Consider the following 21,307-nt stretch of genomic DNA (forward strand, 5'->3'; position numbering starts at 1 on the left):
TCTCAGGCGCCGAGCTGGCGCACGAGCGGCCAGTCGGTCATTGCCTTGCGGGTGGCCATGATGGTCAGATCGATGTCGCCCGGCGCCACCGTGCCGAAGCCTGCCGCGACGAGATCGGCGGCTACCGCGCTGCGCTGGCTGGCGACCCAGGGATCGATCAGCGCCGCCAGGTGATACTCTTCGTTCGGCAGCGTCGCGGCATGCGCACCGGTGATGGTGATGGTCAGATCCTCCTGAGGGTCGGGCGTGGACGTGATGCCGAAGCCGGGCACGACGCCCGCGGCGGCATAGGCAAAGCCGGTATTGTTGCCCTGGGTGAACAGCAGCTCGATCATCGGCACCGAGCTGACCTTGTTCGGCTTGCGCGGCACCGGCGACATCACCAGCCCGACCAATGTCGCGGGAAGCAGGGCAGGCACGTTGGGATCGGTCGAGACGTCCTGCACCTTCCACATCGCCGTATTCGACGGGAGCAGTACGGGTGCGACGGTGATGTCGGTGATCGGGTCCGTAAAGCCCGCATCATTATGCTTGAGCAGCGAGATGGCGAGCGTCGAAGTGATGCCCTTCTTGCCCATCGGCGCAACGTCGAGATCGGGGTTCCAGACCTGGGTAGTGCTGAAAGTCTCTGTTTTGGCAGGCAGCGTCAGGAAAGGCTGGCCGGGGATCGGGTCGGCGACCTGCCAGTCTTTGACGTTGTTGTTGAGCGTGAAGACGGCATCCGGCTGCTGCCAAGTCGCGTCGTTGGCGGGAACGGTTGAGGCGATGTCGATCTCGAAGCCGTTGGGCGTGATGATCGCGTCGAAGCCGGGGACCGCGGAGCTGACCAAGCCGGTCTTGACCGTCACCTTGACGATATTGGTCGTGGCGGCGGGCGGTGCAGCGGGCGGCTCAGCATCGAGCGCGACTGCCTTGGCCTGTTTGGGGCTCGCCGCGAGCTTCATCTGCGGCGTCGGCGCTGGCGTTGGCGCAGGGCTGTCGGGGGGCAGGAAGCTCTGCTGGAAGCCCGACCAGCCGACCGGCTGCGGCGCCGTGGCGGCCGATCCGAAGGTGAAGGAGAAGGAGACGACGTCCAGATCGACATCGGCCTTGCCGCCGAAATCCGGACCCCAGATATAGAGGTCGGCACCCGCCTGGAGCTTGAGCGTGAACAGGCCCAGATCGAGCGAAACGCCGATCGTGACGTAGCTGTCCGCCTTATAGGCAAAGGGCGACCAGGCGAAGAGCAAGTCGATCGACGCATCGAACCAGGCGCGGATCGGCCCGGCGTCGAACACCGCGTTCATCGAAATGCCGGCCATCAGCATCGCCGGCGTCAGCGCGAAATAGGCAGAGCCGCTGACGCTCACCGGCCCCAGTGCAAAGCCGATCTTGATCCGCGGCACCATCGGATAATTGGCCGGCTTGTTGAACGAAGGGTAATAGCCACCCACGGTCACTACGAAATCGCCGGCATTTTCGCCCGAGAACCACAGGCACAAAGCGAACCCGCCCTGGATCTTGATGAAGCCGCCAAAGACATAGGATTGCGGCGAGAGCACCCCTTCGAACGAGATCAGCCCGCTCGACGGCGCGAAGCTCGCGACCAGGTCTGCCTCGATATAGGCGACCGGCGTGATCCCCTGGGTAGGGATCGACATCGCGCAGCTGCCGAGGATGCCGAGCTGGAACTCGACGCCGAACGAGACGGTGACGAGCGCGAAGGCCTCGATCATCTCGAACGAACTGAACGCGATCCCCGCCGCGACCCAATATTCGCCGGGTTTGTTGACGAAATACTTTTCGAGCTGCGGCAGCACGGTCTGCACCGTCGAGACCGGGCTCCCCGCAGCAGGCGGCGCATTGTTGGGCAGCAGGATATAGCCGGGGAGCTGCTCGATCGTCGGCAGGATCAGCCTGCGGTTGATGCCGATGCCGCCGGCGATCGCCTTGAGTTGCAGATAGGGCGGGCCGCCGAGCGGGATATTGACGTTGGCGTAGAGGAAGAACGAGGCCGGATCGGCATCGGGGCTCCATCCGCCCAGTGCCGAGAAGCCGATCTTGGAGACCTGGACGACGACCTGGCCGTAATAGCTCGTGCCGGTCTCATCCTTGACCTTGAGGAAGCCGCCGGCGATCCGGATCGGTGGCTTGGAGAAGCTGAGACCAAGCCCGTTGAGCCCGAAGACCGGCGCGAACTTGTCGAGCGGGCTCCCCACCGAAAGCCCGATCATCGAAAAGCTGATGGGGCCGATCGTCACGCCCGCGTCCATCGCCAGCGTCAGCCGGTTGTCGATATAGCCCGCGCCGATCCGGTCGAACTGGAAGATGCCGATCTGCTTGTTGATATTGATCCACTTGTACGCGCTGTCGCCGGTGACGTTGGTGGGCGTCGGCGCGGGTGTAGGCGTTGGCGTGCCCGATGGCGTGGGGCTGGGCGAGGGCGCAGGCGCAGTGGTCGTGATGCTGGGCGTCGGTGTCGGGGTCGCGCTCTTGGGCGGGTTGCCCGCGAGCTGGAAATGCTGGGTCCAGCTCCCCACGCGCACATCCGCGGTGACATTTACGCCCTGGCCCAGGCCCTCCTTCGGAAAGGGCACCACGCCTGACGGCAACAACCCATTGACGGTGCCAATATCGTCCTTGTTAAATCCCGCGGTCGAATAGACGCCCTGGAGGTTGGTGACGGCAAGGGTGAAATCGGCGGGAAGCTTGCTGCCGACGATCGGGATGTTCGACAAGTCGATCGGAATGCCGACGTCGAGGCCGAAGGCCATGCGGTTGGCCTTCGGATCCTTGTAGAAGACGAACTTCACGTCGTGGAGGTCGATCGAGATGTCGAGCGGGATATCCGCCGCCATGCTCGGCGAAATGCCCGCGATCAGCTGCTTCAGCGAGACCGTTTGCCGCGATCCGGAGCCGGGCTGATAGGCGGCGATCAGCGTATCGCTCTTGCCCGTCTGGTCATCGAAGACGATGTCGAACTGATATTGCGAGATCTGGATCGTGCCGCGGAACGTGGTCTGGTAGCCCGGCCCCGGCGATAGCGGAACGACGTCGAGCGAGACGATCAGCGTCAGCGTCACGTCCTCGGCGAAGGGCATCAGTATTTCGGTGCTGAAGTGGAACGACTTCTCTTCGGTGTTGAACTGCAGGCTCAGATTCTCGACGCCAAGCCCGGCAAGGAATTGCGGCACCACCGCAGTCGTGTCGAACTGCTTGACGATGGCGGTGATGAGGTTGCCGATCGGGATTACCTGGCCGGGCCCGGTGTCCCCCGAAAGCATCCATCCCTTCGCGGACGGCGGCTTGATCGCCGCCAGCGTGATGACGATGTCGTCGTCCGGATTGTCGTCCACCGCCATCGTGAAGATGCCGGTGATGCCGCCCGACGTCGTCGGGGTCAGCGCGGGATCGTACATTGCACCGACATCGATCTCGGTCAGCGTGATCAGCGGCACCGGCAGTACCGGCCAGTTCGAGATGATGACTGCGTTGAAGCTGTATTGGCTGGTATCGGGCAGGATCGACAGGCCAAAGGTCTGGACGTCGAACTCTGGAAAGCCGGTGAGTGCGGGCACGAAGGTCGTGAGCACGTCGCTCAGGTGCAGCACGTCGCCGGGCGCCTGCGCGACCGACAGCTGATAGGCGCCGGTCCCCATGGTCTGGAAACCCAGGCTGACGTGGTAATTGTCGATCGCGATCGTGGCCGCCGCGCCATAAGTGACGATGGTCTTGCCGCCGACATTCTGAACGGTCAGCTTGAGGTCGAGCTTGTCGACCGAGAGGTCGGGAATGAGGTGGAAGATCTCATAGCCGCTAAGGTCTACGGTTACGCCCAGGCTGACTGCCGGGAAGGCCAGCTTGGCGGTGTCGAGCTGCAAGTCGATACTGGTCAGCGCGAACGAGTCGGTGACCTTCTTCATCTGGTCCTGGATCGGCTGCGGCAGCGCCTTGAACGGATCGACCCCGCCGATGAAGACGACGAGATCCTCGAAGCTGGTCAGCGTCAGATCGTCGAAACGCGTCGCGATCGTGAGCGCGGTTCCCGCGTCGGGCAGATTGGCGCTGGCAGTGCCGGTGACGCCGCCGATCGTCATGCCGGCATGCAGCGTCGCCCGCGCCGTGGCGACCGGATCGGTGCCTGGCGCGGCGAGGTTCACCGAGGCGAATTCCAGCCATAGCTGGGGCAACGGCACGCCCATCAGGCTAGCATTCGCCGTGACCGTGGTCATGTCGAACAGCGGCAGGGTGGCATCGGTGATCGGGCCGGCCAGCGCCAATGTGGTCGTGCTCGGCAGTACCGCCTGGAGATAGGGCAGGATCGCGACCGGCGCGACGGTGGCGGTCAGCGAGAGGCCCGGCGCCAGCGTGCGGCTGGTCCCGGAATCGGCATAAGGCAGCGACGACAGGATCAGCTTGCCGCCGTCGAGCTTGACCGCAGCCAGCGTCGCATTTCCCTGCGGCGGAAACAGCGCAGTGAGCGCGGTGCCATCGGGCAGGGTGATCACGGCTTCCATCTGGAGCGTACCGCCGGGCTCGGTAAAGCTGACAGCGATCGAGGCGGCCTTTACCGAGCCGATATCGGTCGCGCCGCTCACGGTCAGCGTGTTTCCGTCTCCGGAAAGCACGGGATCGGTGGCGCTGGCGATGACGAGCTTGCCGTCCGCGTCGAGCAGCGTGATGAGGTCGCCGAGCGCCGTGGAGCCCAGCAGGGTGCCGGTGAGCGTCAGCGGCGCGGGTGCCGCTTTGAGCGTCTGTTCGAGCTGTTGCAGGCTCATAGCATGTCCACCCGTCAGTTGGGGTCGTAGCGGAAGAAGTGCAGGCCGAAATGATAGATGCTCTTCGTTTCGGTCTGCCCCGGGTTCAGCACGAGCGTTTGATAGGTGCCGCCTGCGACGTGCCAGAGGTTGATCGTGACGCCTGCGAACATCGCGAGCATCTCCGCCTCATGGACGTAGAGCATCCGGCCGCGGCGGATGCCTTGCAGGTAGGTGATGACCATTGAGGTCCACTCGTTCAGCTGCACGGGGTTGAAATTCGGATTGGCGAGCAGATTCTGGGCGATGCTCAGCCAGTTCGGCACGGTCTGAAATTCGTTGATCATCGAGGCCAGGATGTTCTGCCGGTAGCGCGCGAAATCGACGGTGCCGAAAACGCTCTGGAGCCGGTTGGCTAGCCATATGCGCCGCTGGGGAGCCTGGGCATCGACATAGACGTCCAGATTGTTCGCTTCGCCGAACGTGGCATGGAACAGGCAGTTATTGTCTGCGCCGCTGGTCTCGCGGATCGCGACGCTGCCCATCTTTTTTTCGTCGAGGTTGAAGCTGGCCCAGACGGGCAAGTGATCGCTGATCCCCGGCAGGGCGTTCTGGCCGCGATAGCCCTGCTTGTAACAGACGTACCAGGCGGTCTCGGTGGGGAAATATTGGATCTCCGCCGCGCCGCCGAGCTTCTCGGCCCAATCCAGAATGAAGTCGTACGAGCCGGAATCGCCGTCGAAGGTCAGTGCCGGCTTGAAATCGCCATGCGCTTTCAGGGCGAAGATGTTGTCATATGAGCTGACCGAGCCAAACGGCTTGCTGGGGTCGGCGCTGTAGGTCGTCTTGACGCTCTTGAGCAGGGTGCTGACGCACGCCTCATAATTGGTCGTCAGATTGCGATAGACGTCGGCCGCGCCCGACGCGTCCATTGCGTAATTGCAGTCGCCGAGGAAAATCGTGTCGATCTCGGGCAGTGGTTCTCCGTCATGCCATGTGTAGGTAAAGCCGTTGGAGGTCCGATAGGTGCCGCCGATATCGCTGAGCTGGGCGAGCGCGAAAATGGCGCTGCCGGAGCTGACTCCCTTGGTGGATTGGGTCTTGCCGACCGTGTTGCAGGGGGTGGCGGCGTGGATCGCAACGATATTGATCGGGATCGGTGAGGCATTGGCCTCGCTGGTGACTTCGAACACGGCGGAGCCAGGGCGGCGCCCGGGAAAGGTGCTTTCGTTGGGACCGGGGATGCTCAATATCTCCGGGCTCTGCAGCAGCGCGATCTGCAGCGGCGCATCATCGTGCGACAGCAGCGATCCGCTGGGGGTCTGCTTCCAGAAATAGGCATAGGCATCGCGCATCGATTTCGCGGCTTTGGAATTGTTGACCGGCGAGCAGACCATTCGCCAGTTGGCCGCGGGTTCGAGCCCCTGAAGCTTTGCCAGCAGGTTTTGCAGCCCCAGGACGACGGACGGGCTCACCGGACAGCCAAAGTCCGGCGTGACGTCAGTGCCCGCCTGAACCTCCTGGATGACCACGATGTCCGCGCCGAGCACGTTGACGAGGATCGAGGCGATCTCGTCCATCGCCCCATCGGTCGGAAGCGGATCGCCGAACGTTCGCAGGTTCCAGCTAACGATCTTGAGCGTCTTCATAAGCGGCCCCAGCCTGGAAGGCGGCGGTAGAGCCCGCCGGCGCCTGGGGCGCCGGCGGGCTCTACCGCGTTGTGGACGGTCAGACCGGCTGGATCAGGATATCCACGGGCGTGCCCACGCCCGAGCCTGCCGCGCCCGCCGCGCCCGAATTGCCTTGGCCGCCTGAGCCCCCTGACGAGCCGCCGCTATTGTGCTTGCCGCCCGAACCCGCCGAGCCGCCGCCGCCGCCGGCTCCGCCCGAACCGCCGCTGCCGCCGCCGCCCGGCTGGGCATCCAGCTTGACCTGCATGAACTGGCTAGCCGAGGCCGCCGGCACGAAGACCGAGATGCTGCCGGTTCCGTTCACCGGGCTGCCCCCCTGGCCGCCATTGCCGCCATTGCCGCCCGTGCCCCCCTGCGCGCCCGAGCCGCCGGCGCTGCCGGTGCAGCCGCAGCTGGCGCCGTTGCCGCCATTGCCGCCCTGGCCACCCTTTGCGCCGGTCCCGCCATTACCGCCGACGCCGCCATTGCCCGAGCGTGTCAGCACCGGGATCGGCACCGAGCTCTGGACTGCGGTGGTGATGCGGATCGTGGCCGGGAGCGAGGGCTTGCCAGGCTTGCCGGGATTGCCGTTGCCGCCATTGCCGCCGGTGCTGCCTGGGGTGCCGTTTCCGCCCGCGTCGCCGGCAATGCCTGCCGAGCTGCAATTGCCCGGATTGCCGCTGCCAGCCTGGCCCGGCGGGGTCGGAGTCGTGCCGTTGTCGCCCGCGGTGCCGTCGGTCCCGAGCACGTTGAAAATACCCATGCTATTAGGCGGCGGCGCAGTGCCCTGACGGACCAGCGTGTCGACGGTGAAATCCAGCGTGCGGTTGGAGATGGTGATATAGCCGCCATCCTGGATGGTAAGCGTGCCCAGCGACACGATCACCGGGCCGTCTGTGGATTCCTGGTTCAAATTCCACTGGCTGTTGATCGTCTTGTCGGGCTGGGAGACGACGAAAACGCGCATCGGGAATGCGGAGTCGGCCAGCTCGCGATCCGAGTCCGACAGCGGCTCGCTGTCATAGACGCCGCGCGCAACTGCGTCGCCGACCGCCAGGACATGATCGGCCTGCGGTCCGGGGCTCTGGCCGCCGGAGAGGTCGGCATAAGTCGGCGCGCTGCCCGAAATGTTGAGGATCTCGGAAAGCTTGTCGAGCGACTGGACGGTCAACATGCCGGCAAAGCCGCTTTGCGCCGAAATGCCCAAGGCAGCGGCGCGTTGTTCAAAGGCGTTCATAGTTCATACCCTCCTCGTGATGCGTGTTCAATTCCGTCGGCCCCGCGACACCCGCTCCCGACACCGGCACTTCGTTGACGAAAATTCGTGGCGCTGGCCGTGCGCGGCCCCGGGCGCCGTTGCGCCCTGCCTGGCCGGCCACGCCGCGAGGCGCGCCCGGATGCGCAGCGCCCGCGCGCCCACCCAGGCCGCCGCTCCCGCCGCAGCCTGGCTCGCCCGGCACCGACGCGAGTGATTGGCCCGCGACCCGGTCTCGCGCCTCGGCTGGCACCGAGACATAGATATTGGAGGCGATGCCGCCGCTCCCCGCCGCACCGCCATTGCCGCCGTCGGCGCCGGAACCACCCGCGCCACCGGTGCCGTCCGCGACCTTGCCGCCGACCAGCCAGGGGCCGGCAACTCCATCGCCGCCATCGCCGCCAGCGCCACCCGCACCGCCCGAGCCGCCGTTGCCGCCGGACCCTGCCTGCGCGAAGACCGTCATCGCGCCGGTCAGCTCGCGGATGGAAATCTCGGCGAGCTTGCACATGCCGCCGTTGCGGCCGTGCTCGCCGCGGCTGCCCGGCTCGCCGGGCGTGCCTGCGCTTCCACTCAGCACTTCGGGCCGCAGCGGCTCGCAGCAGCGCGGGCCGATAAAGGTCTCCTCGACATCGAGCGCCCGACCGTTCTGCCCCGCGGTCCCGCTGCGCCCGAGGCTGCCATCCGGCCCGTCCATCGGCCCATCGCCATAATCGACCGAATGCGGCGTCGGCAGGATGCCGATCTGATATGGCGCGCGGGGCTCGTGGACGATCAGCTCCTGGCAGACCATCACCAAGACGTTACCGCGCACGATCAGCCGCGCGCCTGGCGCCAGCTCGAGCGTTCCGACATTGAGGATGACGTAAAGCTCCTCCATGTCGTCATCGATGTCCCAGGCATCGCCCCGGACGCTGACGTCCCAGGTCTCGCCCGCCTCGATCCGCTTGTGCGCGACGCTGACCACCTTGGCATGGAGCGGAAGGTGGACGTCGAGGGCTTCGCGATCGTCGGCGCTCAGATCATATTCGGCGAACACCGATGCTTCGCCGCGATCGTGCAGTCCCTGGCCCAATCGCGCGCGAACATCGATTGCCGGATGAAAGAACGATGTTGCCCGGATGTGCCGATCTTGTGCGCTGGAGCCAAAATGCGGCTGGAATTCCGCGAGGCTGGGAATGAGAATGAAGTGCGTCTGCACTTCGGAATCGGATATATTGTCGATATCGGCGCCCTGAAGTTCGCATTTTTTCAAGAACTCATCGGCAAGCGGCCGATAAGGTGCAGAAGCCAGATTTGCAGCCGTCCTCATGGCGCAGAATCCTCTCGCGAACACATCGTAATATCTGGAACTGGACTAGAGAATCGCTCTGGTCGCCTAATATAGATTTGTTATTCTCCAAATTATTTGGAGTCAACTACCGGATATTTGGAATCAAAGACTCAAATATGACTAAACAATAGCCAATTTGGTCGAACATTCGTCCAAAATGATCTGATATTCATCTTTGTGAATGTTTGGATGTGTCTTGGCTCTGATCGTGCCCGCGCACATAGCTTGGTTCATCGAGCAAGCCCTAGGGCGCTCGACTTCCGGAACGACCACACCAAGCGGCGTGTTTGAGACTTGAGGAGATCAACATGACCGACAAGCAGCCAATGCAGGCGGATGGGGACGGCGCCCCGAAAGCCCCGGACGGCGCGAGCACTCCGCCCGGCAAAGGCGAGAGTCAGGGCGGCGCCTATCCGCACCACAAGAGCGACGAGACCTTCGACGGCGGACAGAGCAACAAGAGCTATGAGGGCCCGGAAAACCCGAACGCCACGACCGACTGATCAGTGGACCGGCTCAGCCTGCCGGCCAGTCCACTCAACCAACCGGCCAATCGCGGGCGTTACCGCCGGTCTAGCTTGAGCGCATCGGCCACCGCTGCCCATGGGACCAGCTTGAAGTTCTGGTTTTCGGGCGGGGAGACATTGCGGCCGTCCTGCGCGACCATCAGCCCGCCTTCGAAGCCGGGGCCGGCGCTCATGTTGGTGACGTCGAGGCCGTCGGTTTCCGAAACACCGTCGATCCCGAGCGCCGCGTTTGCGCCGATCGCGAAGGAGCCGACATAGGCGTTGTTGCCCTCGCGGCGGAAGACTGCATAGCTATCATTGCCCTGGCTCGAGACGACGAGGTAGCCGCGGCCGCCGCCGAGACGGACCAGGCCGATCCCCTCCATGTCGTCCTTCAGCGCGGGATTGTCCTTTACCGCGGCGAACATCTCGCGGGCGCGGCCGCCCGTCGGTTCGGCACCCTGGCGCCACAGCCCGACATCCTCTTCGCCGACATAGAGCATGCCGGTATCGTCGTCGGCGACGCAGCCTTCGACCTGGCTGGCAAAGGGCAAATCGCGGACCAGCTTGGCGCGAACCTTGCCTGCGGGCGTGGCGGCCAACTCCCATTGGCGCATCTTGCCGTCGCCCTGGTTGATGAAGACAAAGGTCTTCCGCGATTTGGCGCTGCGGTACATGCACAGGCCGTAAGGATCATCGAGACCGGTGGCCTGAACGCCATCGGCGACATTGGTGAGGCGGCGCGTGGCGGGATCGAGCGCGTAGATCGCAATGCTGCGATGGGTACGGTCGCTGGCCGTGACGAGGGTAACCTTCTTGCCCCCGAGCTGGAAATCGTTGCGCAAATCGAGATTGTTCATCCGCCCGTCGGGGAGGAACTGGAGCGGCTTGCCGGCCATGTCGTAGACATAGAGGCCTGATTGCTTCTGCGTCGCGATGATCACGCTTTGCGAGGGATCGGTGGGGTGGACCCAGATCGCGGGATCATCTGCCGCGTCGCCGCCGGTTTCGACGGGCACGGTTTCGACGGTCGGCTGGACGGTGGCGATGCGCGGCGGCGCGGCTGGCGCGGGCCGGGGGGCGAGCTTGGCCGAAGCCAATACGGCCTCCCAGGGGACGAGCTTGAGGTTCGCGGCATCGGGCGAATTGTCGTCATCCGCCACGACGAGCGTGCCGCCTGCGACGGCGAGGCCGCCTGGATCGGTGACCGGGTCAGCGGCGCCCGCCGCAATGGTGACCGAGCCGAGATAGGCCATATCCGCTTCGGGATCGTAGAGGTTGAGGCGGTTGGCGGAGGCATCGGAGACGATCAGTCGGCCGTCAGGGGCAATCGCGACACCCTTGGCTTCCTCGGTAATATGGCCGAGGCGGACGGTGTCGACTAGCGCCGGCACGATCTCGGCCTCGGGTTCGACGGCGAAGCGCCAGATTCCGACGACTTCCTGCGAGATATAGACCGAGCCGCGATCGTCGGCGGCGCAATAGCCGGTCTCGGACGCCTGCGAGAAGCGTCGGGCGAGGCGCGCGGTAAAGGCGCCGGTGGCGTCGGACGAAAGCGTGTATTGCGCGATGCCGCCCTCGTCGCCGACCAGGAAGAGATAGAGCGAGGAATCGCGGTGGCTGCGCGAGAGGCACAGGCCGGCGACGGTCATGCCGGGCGCCGGGGCATTGAAGGTAAGCGGCGTGAGCGCGCCATCATCGCCGACGGCGAACAGCTTGGCGGCGTTGGCATTGCCGTCGAGCGCCGCGAGCAGCGCGGCACCGCCGGGAGCGGCGCCGGCGCGAAGATCGAGCGAGCGGATGTCGCCAACACGGGCGGTGGTGCGCCGCTTGCCGCTCGTGTCGTAGATCTCGATGCCCCCGCCCTCGGCCGCGCCGAAGATCATGCCGCGATACAGCACCGGCGAGTCCATGCCGGGGCCTTGGGTGGGATCGGTCTCGGCGCTTGCCGCGATAGGCGCGGCCTGCTGTGCAAGAGCGGGCGAGGAAAGGCATGCGGCCAGGGCAGCGAGCGAGCAGCCGAACTTGAAGGTCATTCTAATTCTCCGAATATATCTTTGGGCGTGCGACCGGGATCAGGGAAGCGCGCGAGCGCGCACCATCCGGGCGAAGGCGGGGAATGTGCAGCCGCGCGCCGCGACCGAATTGCCGCAGCCGGGCAGGGGCAGATATTGACGGAAGGGGGCTTCCTTGCCGGCCAGGCGGCGCTGGTAGCGTAATTGGTCCATCGTTTGCGCGCGATAGAAAGCGCGGACGAAGCGCGCGCCCTTGGCATCGCGGAGCAGTTCGAAGCCGAGCGCGCTGCCGGGGGGCACGTCGTCGGCGGGATAGCTCGGCACCTTCCAGTGCACCCGCATGAAGCCGCCGAGATCGGCGATGTTGGTGTCGTGCCCGCCGAGCAAGGTGAGCTTGGGTCCGCCGCGACCCTCGAACGCAGCAAGGATCTCACGCGCGATCGGCGCGGCGGCGACGCGGGCGACGGGATCGGGGCGGTTCGAATATTTGAACTTGAGCGGATGGAAGCGAAGAAGCTGCTCGATCTGCGCGCGGGTGATGCGGCCCCAGCCGACTTGCTTCATCGGCATGCCTTCGAGATATTCGAGCAGGAAGGTCTGGCTCGCGGTCGAGCCGATATCGGCGGGGCCTTCGAGTTCGGGGCGGTCGTGCGCGGAGGCGACCAGCTCGGTCGGCTCGCGGAGCAGCGGGCAGGCGGGAAGCCGGCAGTTCAGCACCTTCGCCAGCAGCAGCAGATCGGCGCGGTAGAGGCGCATGTCGGCGGCAAGCCCGCCCTTGGGAGCGCCCGCGAGAGACGCACGGTGCGCGGCGTGGCCGTCGAACCAGGCCGGGGCATCGTCGAGACCGTGGAAGATCGGATCGGGGCCGTTTTCTTCCGGGTGCGAAACGGCAACTGCGCAGCCGGGCATGAAGCCCTGGCCCCAGCTTTCGGCAGTACGGATTGCGCGCTGCTTGCTGCTGGCCTTGAGCATTACCGCTCCGGCGGCGGGGCAGCCGCGCTGGAAGAGACCGCGGGCGGCATAATAAGCGCGATCCGCTTCGCCCAGCAGCTTGACGCCCGACGCGCCGCGCGGCGTAAGCAGCCCGAAATCGACGGGCCAGCTCGGCCAGGTCTCGCGCGAGATATTGGCGGGGACGGGCGCGGACTTGGTAGGTGGGCGGATGCCGTGGCGCATCATCATCACCACGCGCTCGAGCTTGAGCGGCGCGGGCGCGGCGGGCTGCGCCGCGACGTGCGGCGCGAAGGCCGATGCGAGGAGCACGGCTGTGGCGGTTGCGAACTTCATCATCGTCTCCCAGAATGTCGTACCGTCACACGGTGCAATCTATTTTCTAATCTATACCATAAGCAGAATATATATTCTACCTATTTGCCGCCGAAATCGCGGCGAAGAAGCAGCCCGATCAGCGGGCGGGTGGCAAGGATACGGGCTTCGGAATAGCGCAACGGCTGGCTCGATCGCGCACCGGAATAAATGAAGCGGTCACGGCGGACTGCGCGCCCGGTGATGTTCTCGGCAAAGACCCGCAGCGTCCAGTGCGCGAGCGGTCGGTATTCGGCAAAGACCGACAGCCGCGCGCCGATATGGCTGCGGCGCACTTCGTTGAAACGGTATTCGGTGTCGGTTTCGGCCAAGACCAGATCGGCGCCCCAGCGAAATCCCATCGTAGGCCGGTCCTGCGTGAAGTGGATTGCGCCATCGACCGGCTGCTCGCCCGAGATCGGCCGCCGCGCGCCGGTGGTCGGGTCGATCACCGAAGTCCAGCGATAGCCGGCATCGAGCTTGATCAGTCCGCCCGCGATCCCGAGCCGGCCCAGCGGCAGGCTCAGGCTCGCTTCGATTTTGGCCTTGGCGCCGCTGCCGATATTGCCCGGGGCATCGAAAGCGAAGCCGGGGCCGAACACGCCCACGCGATCCACCGTATGCGAAATCCATTCGCGGCGCGCCGTGAGCACCAGCGCGCCTTCCTGGCCGAAGCGGCGCTCCCAGGCGAGCGAGGCGCTCCACACGCGTTGCGGTTCCAGATCCACATTGCCGGCAGTGATCGTGCTGGAGGTGAGCGACGTGGAGCTGACGAAATCGCCGAAATCGAGCTGCGAGGCATCGCGCTCGATCCGCGCGCGCCACTGGGTGCGCGGGCCCATCTGCCAGCCCAGTGCAAGCCGCGGCTTGGCGAAGACAAATGCTTTGGTGAGGCTGGAGTCACCCGTCTGGACCAGCCGGGAGGTTTCGACGCGCAGGCCAGCCTCGACCGACAATGCATGCGCCGGACGCCACAATGCCGTGGCGAACCCCTCAGCGCGGCGCTCGGCGACCCGCACATTGGCGGCGGGGAGCGCGACCGCCGCGCCGTTGACAGCGAGCGCCGAGTGGCTGTCGAGATAGTTATACGCGGCCTCCGCGCCGCCCTCCAGGCTGAGCGCGTCGGAGCGCTGCCAGCGCAGCAAGGCGCGCACGATGCTTTCGCCACCGCGGGCATTGGCCACGACGGCCTGGATGTCGGAGCCGTCGTCCGAATTCTCGCTGGCGTCTTCGCGCGTGAAGCGCTGGAGGCCGGTCACCTCCAGCGACCAGCGTGCGCCCAATGCGCGTGACCAGCCGAGCCCGATCTCGGCATTCTGTTCGGTCTCGAGCTCGATCACGCGTTCGAGGCCGGGCGTGGGCGCGAGGAAGCGGAGATCGGTATCGGCGCGTTCGCGGGCGCGCTTGAAGCTCGCTGTGAGCTGGACGCGGCCACCGGCAAGCGCCTGCTCGTGCCCAGCGGAAAGCTCCACGCCGCGAAAGCCGTCATGCTCGTCATAGAGCGCGCGTTCGCGAAGCGACCTGTCGGCATTAGTGCGGGTGCGGGGGCCGCGGCCCTTTTCGTCGTCTATGCTGCGGTAGAGATAGAGTGCGGCCTCGCTCTGCGTATCGCCGCGCCGCCGCGAGACATTGGCGCGAATTGCGGGCGCAGTGCGGCTATCGCCATAGTGCGCGAAGCTCGCCTCGATCTGGCCGCGGACGGCGCTTTCCTGCCGCCGCACAACATTGGCGAGCATCGGGACGCCCTGCATGTCCACGCCGTTCGCGCCGCCGCGGATCAATTCGATGCGGAGCACGGCGCCGGCGGGGATGCGCTTGAGGATCGCATCCAAAGTGTCACCCTTGGCGGCAGGGCGGCGGCCATCGATCAGCACATTGCCGCCCGAGCCGGCGAGCCCGCGCACATCCGAATCGCCGGCATCGAAGGCAAAGCCGGGAACGCGCAGCACCATATCGTAGGCGGTCGCGGGCTGCGCCTCTGCGAAGAAACTCGCGGGAAAGACGAGCAAATCCTGGCTCGCCGTCTGCGCAACAGCAGGCGTGGCGAGCGTTGCGGCAAGGGTCAGCAAAAGGGTGGAGCGGATCATGCCGCTGGCCTAACCTGAACAAACTGACAGGAAGCCGACGGCGAGCGTCAGGCAATTGTCAGCGGCCCCCGTGCATGGAAGCAGCCATGAAAGCATTCCTCACTCTGCTCTCCGCCACTGCCCTGATTGCGTCGCCGGCCGTCGCCCAGGACAAGAAGGCCCGGGAGCGCGCCGATCAGAAGGCGGCCAGCGAAGCGCTTGCCCGCGGCGAAATTCTCTCGATTGCGCGCGTGCTCGAAATCGCCACGGGAATCGTGCCCGGCGATGTGCTCAAGGTGAAGCTCGAGCGCGAATCGTTCGGCTTCAAATATGAAGTGAAGATCCTTGCGCAGAACGGGCGGGTGCGGGAAGTCGAAGTCAATGCCCGCACGGGTAAGCTGCTCAAGATCGAGGACGACTGACGCACATGCGCGCGCTGGTGGTGGAGGACGATCCCGTGGTCGCGGCCGAACTGGTCCGCGCATTGGGCGCGGCTGGCTTTGCCGTGGATCATGCCAGTGACGGGCAACAGGCCTGGTTCGATGGGGATGTCGAGGGATATGACGTCGCAATAGTCGATCTCGGCCTGCCGCGGCTTGACGGGCTTTCGGTAATCCGGCGCTGGCGAGAGGCGGGGCGAACCTTTCCTGTGCTGATCCTCTCCGCACGCAGCGACTGGACCGACAAGGTCACCGGGATCGAGGCCGGAGCCGACGATTATCTCGCCAAGCCATGGGAAATGGGCGAGCTGGTCGCGCGCGTGCGCGGGCTGGTGCGCCGGGCGGCGGGGCGGAGTTCGTCTACGCTGCGGGTGGGCAAGGTCGCGATCGATACGCACCGGATGACTGCGACGCTCAACGGCGCGCCGGTCCGGCTCTCGCCGCTGGAGTTTCGCCTGATCGATTATCTCGCGCACAATCCCGAGCGCGCCGTGCCCGCGGGCGAGCTTGCCGAGCATCTATATGGCGTAGCGGATTCGAGCGACGCCAATGCCATCGAGGCGCTGGTCGCTCGGCTGCGGCGGAAGCTGGGGGCGGAGACGATCGAGACGCGGCGGGGCTTTGGATATCTGCTGCCGGCGAGCGCGGCGTGATACTCGATTCGCTCCGGCTGCGGCTGCTTGCCGGGGCGGCGGTGGCGACGGCAGTGGCGCTGGCGATCGCCTGGGGCGCGATGAATTGGGTGTTCGACCGGCATATCGAACGGCGGGTGCAGGACGAATTGACGGCACAGGCAGTGCCGCTCCTCGCCGGGCTGAGCGCCGCAGGCGGCGTGCCGGCGCTGGAGGAGGAGCCCGCCGATCCGCGCTTCGGGGTTCCGGCGAGCGGGATTTATTGGCAAGTCGATGGGGCGAAGGGGCAGTTGCGCTCGCGCTCGCTATGGGATTCGAAGCTGCCGGCTGCGGCCGTGGCGGCGGACGAATGGGCGGACCGCAGGGCGGCGGGACCGTTCGGGCAAAGGCTGTTGCTGGTCGAGCGGCAAGTGCGGCTCGAACCGGGGCAGCCGGCAGTGACGGTGCGGCTGGGTTACGATCTCGCGCGTCTGGCGCCCGCGCAGCGCGAGTTCGGGCGCGAGATGGCGTTGTTCCTCGTGATCCTGTGGCTCGTGCTGGCAGTGGCGGCCTGGGTGCAGGTGAGTTTGGGGCTGCGTCCGCTCGCCAATGTCGAAGGCGAAGTGCGGCGGCTGCGGCGCGACGCGTCGGCGCGGCTGGCCGAAGCCTACCCGCGCGAATTGCTGCCCCTGACCCAGGCGATCGACGCGCTTGCCGATACGCGCGAGGCTGACGTCTCGCGCGCGCGGCGGCGGGCGGCGGACCTGGCGCACGGCCTGAAGACGCCGCTTGCCGCGCTGGCCGCGCAGAGCGCGCGTGCGCGAGAGGCGGGTGCGACCGAAGCCGCTGATGGCCTCGATGCGGCGATTGCTGCGGTGCGTGGCGCCGTGGACGGCGAACTCGCCCGCACGCGGATCGGGCTGGTCCAGAATGAAGGCCGCGCAACGCCTGCGCTGCCGCTCGCCGAACGGCTGGTGCAAGTGATCGAGGCGACCGAGGCGGGCGAGCGGATCGCTTTTTCGATCGAGGGATCGCCCGATGCGCTGCTGCCGATGGCGGGCGACGATGCCGCCGAACTGCTGGGCCCGCTGCTCGAAAACGCCGCACGGCATGCCCACCGCCGCGTCTCCATTGCGATTATCGACAGCGCCGAAGGCGTCACGCTGAGCGTAGGCGATGACGGCCCCGGGCTCGATGCAGCGCGGCACGGCGATGCCGTGTTGCGCGGCGCGCGGATCGATTCGGCGGGGGACGGGCATGGGCTCGGCCTCGCGATTGCGCGCGAACTCGCCGAGGCGACCGGCGGCACGCTGGCGCTGGCCGAAAGCGCGCTCGGGGGCCTCGAAGTGCGGCTCGACTGGCCCGCGCGCCAGGTCTGATTCCGACTGTCAGCATGGTGTAACAAGTGCGGGCTAGGCGCCGCACAGGTGAAACATGCGTGCCGTTTCAGCGTGCAAGATAAATTCTATTCTTGTTGCAATATGGAATTTTTGTTCGTATTACGAGTCTCGCTGAGAGACTGGGGCAGGTGAAACTGCATCCGGCGCGTTTTTGGGGAGGATTGCATGAGGAAGAATTTCGGCGGTCGCAAAATAGGCCGTGGCTTGATCGGCGTGAGTGCGGGGGCACTGGCGTTGGCGATTGCGGCGCCCGCAATGGCGCAGGACGACAGCGCCGGCGCGAATGCGCAGGACGAGCAGGCCGAGACGATCACCGTCACCGGCCAGCGCGCATCGGATCGCGCATCGTTGCTCAAGAAGCGCGACGCAGACACCACCAGCGAAGTCGTCTCGGCGAATGACGTCGGCAAGCTGCCCGACCAGAACGTTGCCGAAGCCGTCCGTCGGCTGAGCGGCGTCTCGGTGGCGACCGACAAGGGCGAAGGCCGTTACCTGATCATCCGCGGCATCGAGCCCAACCTCGCCAACGTCACCTTGAACGGCCAGACCGCCTCGGCTCCCGAGCCGGAGAACCGCAACGTCAAGCTCGACGACATTCCTTCGGCGCTGATCGGCTCGGTTACCGTCATCAAGACGCTGACGCCCGATCTCGACGCCAATGCGATCGCCGGACAGGTTGATATCGATACGGTGTCGGCGTTCGACAAGAAGCGCCTCTTCGCCAGCGCACGCGGCATCGGCGCCTTCTACGAAGACACCGACCGTACCGGCCGCGAAGGTGATATCGCCATTGGCGGCACCTTTGGCGCCAACCGCCAGTTCGGCCTGGTCGTGGCGGCGAACTATTCGCGGCGCCCGTCTTATTCGGAGGACGTACTTTCGGGCGGCCGCCAGACGGTGGGCGGGTTCGATCTTCCGGTCGAGCTCGATCAGCGCATCTATGATCCCGCAATCCGCACCCGCAAGGGCGCCGTGGCCAATTTCGATTTCCGGCCTTCGGACGATGTGAAGCTGTTCGCGCGCTTCATGTATTCGCAGTTCGGCGACAAGGAGCAGCGCAACCGCTTCCGCTTCTTCTTCCCGACCACCAACACGCCCGCAAACTATTCGTCGCTGTCTGCGGCGGGCGGCACCATCGCCAACACCACGGCGCGCCGTTTGCTCCGCAGCCGCCAGGAAATCACCGACACCAAGACCTATTCGGTAGGCGGTGACTTCAATCTCGGCGGTGTCGAGGTATCGGCTGAATATACCCACGCCAAATCCAACAAAAAGGACCCGATCCGCGACGAAGTGGAATACCGGTCCTTCACCGGGGCGGGCTCCTTCGGTGCGACCTTTACCAATGGCGAGGGGCTGCTCGACAATTTCACGGCGAACGCAACGGCGCTCAACCCTGCCAGCTACCGGCTGAACAACTACAAGCAGGTCTCGCGCCTCGCGGGCGAGACGCTCGACCAGTTCCGTGTCGACGTGAAGATCCCGTTCGATGGCCTGGGCGAGGGCAGCTACTTCAAGCTCGGCGGTAAATATCTCAACCGCGACCGCTTCCAGGACCAGACTGGGCGTACGTTCAACACGGTGGGCGGCAGCGCTGCGGCGTTGCGGACCATTGCCTCGGACCTCGACCAGACGATCGCCACGACCTTCGATGGCGCTCTGACCTTCGGGCCGACGATCAGCTTCGCATCGGCGCAGGGCTATGTCTTCGCCAACAACACCAACACGGCGCTGTTCACGGTCAATGCCGACCAGGTCGCCCAGTCCAAGACCTCCGATTATCAGGTCAAGGAGAAGGTGATCGCCGGCTATGTGATGGCGAACATCAAGGCAGGTGGGCTGACGGTGATCCCCGGCGTCCGCATCGAGAAGACCGAGGGCCGCACTGCGGCGGTGGTCTACCGCCCGGGCATTACCACGCTGACCAGCGCGTTCGATTCGTTCGGCAGCTATGAATATACCGACTGGTTCCCCGGCCTGAACGCCAAGTACGAGTTCAGCCGCAACCTGCAGGCACGCGCCGCGGTGACCACGGCGATCGGGCGTCCGCCCTTCGTAAATCTGGCGCCGACGGTGAGCATCGAGGGCTCGCCCGCGGTGGTCACGATCGGCAATCCGAACTTGAAGCCGCAGCGCGCCTTCAACCTGGATGCCGGCCTGGAATATTACTTCCCAGGCGAAGGCGGCATCTCGGTCTCGGCCTTCTACAAGAAGATCAAGAACCCGATCTTCGCGACCACTGCGCTCAACCAATCGGGCACGTTCGGCGGGGTCGCGGTGACCAATGCCACGGTCAATTCGTTCGGCAACGGCACCGAAGCGACGGTTCACGGGATCGAGTTCGCGATCCAGAAGCCGCTGACCTTCCTGCCTTCACCGCTCGACGGTTTCGGGGTGAATGCGAATTTGACGCTGTCGGGTTCGGACCTGAAGGTGCCGGGGCGGACGATCAAGACGCCGCTGGTCGGGCAGGCGAGCACGATCGTCAGCGGGCAGCTTTATTACGAGAAATATGGCCTCTCGGCGCGCGTCGCATTGTCATACCGCGCGGGCTATCTCGACACGGATGGCGGGCTCAACGTCGCCGACGTGACGGGCAATTCGGATGGCTATTTCGGCAAGATCACGACGATCGACGCCCGCATCGGCTATCGCCCGGTCAAATATGTCGAAGTGTTTGTCGAGGGCACCAACCTTACCGACGCCCAGGACTATTATTACTTCTCGACCCCCGGGCGCTTCCGCGAAGTCGAGAAATATGGCCGCTCGATGCGCGTCGGCCTGTCGCTCACTTACTGACGCAAAAAGGGCCGGGGGTTTGCGCCTCGGCCCGATCATTCTCTCGCTCTGCAGTTGCCTCCTCGGGGAGCCGGTTTCCGGCTCCCCTTCTTTTTGTCAGAGGCGCACGACCTCGTGCGCGGCGGCCGATTGTGCAGCGGCTTCCGCCAGAGCGAGCGCGGCGACGCCGTCCTTATAGCCGATCAGCGGCTCGGCCTTGCCTTCGATGATGTCGGCGAAGTGATCGGCCTCGCGGGCATAGGCAACGGCATAGCGATCGAGGAAGAAGTTCTGGAGCTTGTCGCCGGTCGAGCCGCCATCGCCCCAGGTCTCCACCGTGGTCTCGAGCTGGTTCTGCGCGCGGATCAAGCCCTTCGACCCGAAAGCCTCGATACGTTGGTCATAGCCATAGCCGCTGCGGCGGCTGGAGGAGATGACGCAGAGCTTGCCCGAGGCGGTGCGCAGGATCGTCTTGGCGGTATCCGAATCGCCGGCTTCGCCGATCGCGGGATCGATCAGCACCGAGGCGCTGGCGAAGACTTCGGTGACTTCCTCGCCCAGCAGCCAGCGCGCCATGTCGAAATCGTGGATCACCATATCCTTGAAGATCCCGCCCGAGACTTTGACATATTCGACCGGGGGCGGGGCGGGATCGTGGCTGATGATGTGCAGCGTCTCGAGGCTGCCGACTTCGCCACTCGCGAGCCGCGCCTGCAGCGCCGCGAAATTGGTGTCGAAGCGGCGATTGAAGGCAAGGAACAGCTTCGCGCCCAGCGCATCGAACCTGGCCGATGCAGCACTGGCCTTGGCCAGATCCTGATCGAGCGGCTTTTCGCAGAACACTGTCTTGCCGGCTTCCGCCGCGCGCAAGCTGTATTCCAGATGGGTGTCGGTCGAGCTGGCGACGATCACACCCTTGATGGCAGGGTCCGCCAGCGCGTCCTCCAGCGACGATACGTCAGCGCCATAGCTGTTTGCGAGCGCAGTCGCCGCATCGGCGAAAGGATCGACGACCCTGGCGAGGCGGAGGCGCGGATTTGCCGCGGCGTTGGCGGCGTGGATCTTGCCGATCCTCCCGGCGCCGATCAGGGCGATATCGTGCATTCTATCCTCTCTATAAATGGAACGAACGTTCTTTAACGCAGGTGAGCGACAAGCGCGATAGTTGCGTTCCAAAAATCGAACAGATATT

13 protein-coding genes are annotated in these 21,307 nt (G+C 65.3%); 5 read left to right on the top strand and 8 right to left on the bottom strand.

The window, feature by feature from the left end:
• Nucleotides 1-2: 2 nt before the first annotated feature.
• The 4 genes from ACZZZM_RS06295 to ACZZZM_RS06310 all read right to left on the bottom strand — a co-directional run bounded on the left by ACZZZM_RS06295 (nucleotide 3) and on the right by ACZZZM_RS06310 (nucleotide 8,916).
• Nucleotides 3-4,757 (bottom strand): DUF6603 domain-containing protein, encoded by a 4,755-nt coding sequence (locus ACZZZM_RS06295; RefSeq protein ID WP_463594250.1) that lies wholly within the window; start codon nucleotides 4,755-4,757, stop codon nucleotides 3-5.
• A 14-nt stretch (nucleotides 4,758-4,771) separates the two neighbouring features.
• Entirely contained in the window at nucleotides 4,772-6,385 is a 1,614-nt protein-coding gene (locus ACZZZM_RS06300; protein ID WP_463594251.1) for an exonuclease/endonuclease/phosphatase family protein, read from the bottom strand.
• A 79-nt stretch (nucleotides 6,386-6,464) separates the two neighbouring features.
• Entirely contained in the window at nucleotides 6,465-7,643 is a 1,179-nt protein-coding gene (locus ACZZZM_RS06305) for a hypothetical protein (protein ID WP_463594252.1), read from the bottom strand.
• The gene (locus ACZZZM_RS06310; RefSeq protein WP_463594253.1) at nucleotides 7,630-8,916 is read right to left on the bottom strand and encodes a hypothetical protein; all 1,287 of its coding nucleotides are present in this window, start codon (nucleotides 8,914-8,916) and stop codon (nucleotides 7,630-7,632) included. Before ACZZZM_RS06310 ends, ACZZZM_RS06305 begins: the two co-directional genes overlap by 14 nt.
• A gap of 386 nt (nucleotides 8,917-9,302) precedes the next feature.
• Between ACZZZM_RS06310 and ACZZZM_RS06315 the strand changes: the two genes are divergently transcribed.
• Nucleotides 9,303-9,497 carry a hypothetical protein gene (locus ACZZZM_RS06315; RefSeq protein ID WP_463594254.1) on the top strand — a complete coding sequence of 65 codons (195 nt, stop codon included), beginning with the start codon at nucleotides 9,303-9,305 and terminating at the stop codon, nucleotides 9,495-9,497.
• Between the two features lie 59 nt (nucleotides 9,498-9,556).
• Here the strand turns inward: ACZZZM_RS06315 and ACZZZM_RS06320 are convergent, their stop codons facing one another.
• The 3 genes from ACZZZM_RS06320 to ACZZZM_RS06330 all read right to left on the bottom strand — a co-directional run bounded on the left by ACZZZM_RS06320 (nucleotide 9,557) and on the right by ACZZZM_RS06330 (nucleotide 14,907).
• The gene (locus ACZZZM_RS06320) at nucleotides 9,557-11,536 is read right to left on the bottom strand and encodes a phytase (protein WP_463594255.1); all 1,980 of its coding nucleotides are present in this window, start codon (nucleotides 11,534-11,536) and stop codon (nucleotides 9,557-9,559) included.
• A gap of 39 nt (nucleotides 11,537-11,575) precedes the next feature.
• Complete coding sequence (locus tag ACZZZM_RS06325; RefSeq protein ID WP_463594256.1) at nucleotides 11,576-12,805, bottom strand: histidine-type phosphatase; 1,230 nt, start codon at nucleotides 12,803-12,805, stop codon at nucleotides 11,576-11,578.
• 77 nt (nucleotides 12,806-12,882) lie between these two features.
• Nucleotides 12,883-14,907, bottom strand: coding sequence for a TonB-dependent receptor plug domain-containing protein (locus ACZZZM_RS06330; protein WP_463594257.1), 2,025 nt, complete (start codon nucleotides 14,905-14,907; stop codon nucleotides 12,883-12,885).
• 86 nt (nucleotides 14,908-14,993) lie between these two features.
• On the opposite strand from ACZZZM_RS06330, the gene ACZZZM_RS06335 reads away from it, so the two are divergent.
• From ACZZZM_RS06335 to ACZZZM_RS06350, 4 genes are all read left to right on the top strand, one after another.
• Complete coding sequence (locus tag ACZZZM_RS06335) at nucleotides 14,994-15,308, top strand: PepSY domain-containing protein (RefSeq protein WP_463594258.1); 315 nt, start codon at nucleotides 14,994-14,996, stop codon at nucleotides 15,306-15,308.
• Nucleotides 15,309-15,313: 5 nt separating this feature from the next.
• Nucleotides 15,314-15,979 (top strand): response regulator transcription factor, encoded by a 666-nt coding sequence (locus tag ACZZZM_RS06340; RefSeq protein WP_463594259.1) that lies wholly within the window; start codon nucleotides 15,314-15,316, stop codon nucleotides 15,977-15,979.
• Nucleotides 15,976-17,316 (top strand): sensor histidine kinase, encoded by a 1,341-nt coding sequence (locus tag ACZZZM_RS06345; RefSeq protein ID WP_463594260.1) that lies wholly within the window; start codon nucleotides 15,976-15,978, stop codon nucleotides 17,314-17,316. The genes ACZZZM_RS06340 and ACZZZM_RS06345 overlap by 4 nt, the downstream gene beginning before the upstream one ends.
• Before the next feature lie 186 nt (nucleotides 17,317-17,502).
• Entirely contained in the window at nucleotides 17,503-20,136 is a 2,634-nt protein-coding gene (locus ACZZZM_RS06350; RefSeq protein ID WP_463594261.1) for a TonB-dependent receptor, read from the top strand.
• 96 nt (nucleotides 20,137-20,232) lie between these two features.
• Here the strand turns inward: ACZZZM_RS06350 and iolG are convergent, their stop codons facing one another.
• The gene (iolG, locus tag ACZZZM_RS06355) at nucleotides 20,233-21,219 is read right to left on the bottom strand and encodes an inositol 2-dehydrogenase (protein WP_463594262.1); all 987 of its coding nucleotides are present in this window, start codon (nucleotides 21,217-21,219) and stop codon (nucleotides 20,233-20,235) included.
• Nucleotides 21,220-21,307 lie beyond the last annotated feature (88 nt).

Source organism: Sphingomonas sp. AC522 (assembly GCF_979258125.1).